We start from the raw sequence: 388 nt of genomic DNA on the forward strand, positions 1-388 counted from the left end.
GCCCTCTACTTGCTCTGCCTGCCGGCGCTGCGTCGCGGGCTTTGGAGCGGCGCAGGGCAACGAGCCGATCGCTGATCGTGGAAACGATAGGCCTATGCCATGCGGGTCAAGGCGACTTCCGGCAAGCTATACGCGCCCTAGGAGTGCGGTTGGAACGTTGGCCCAGCCAGATACTCCCGATCACGAGCAGGACGCCGATGATTTGAAGCGCACTCAGCGTCTGATCCAAGAACAACCATCCTAGCAACACGGCGGTCCCCGGGCTGAGAAAGCCCAGTAAGGAAACAACTGTAGGTTCGAGTCGCGAGATCCCCCGGAACCAAAGGAAGTAGGTTAAACCCGCTCCGATCAGGCCGAGCCACGCCAGGCCGAGAACATTGGTTCCTGT

General features: G+C 60.6%; 1 protein-coding gene. It reads right to left on the bottom strand.

Annotated elements, in window-relative coordinates; translation table 11 throughout:
* Nucleotides 1–106: 106 nt before the first annotated feature.
* Nucleotides 107–388, bottom strand: a 282-nt coding sequence (locus RTW80_RS27600) for an EamA family transporter (protein WP_142928301.1), incomplete at its 5' end; no start/stop codon positions are given.

The organism is Escherichia sp. AM3 (assembly GCF_032029835.1).
Lineage (GTDB): Bacteria > Pseudomonadota > Gammaproteobacteria > Enterobacterales > Enterobacteriaceae > Escherichia > Escherichia coli.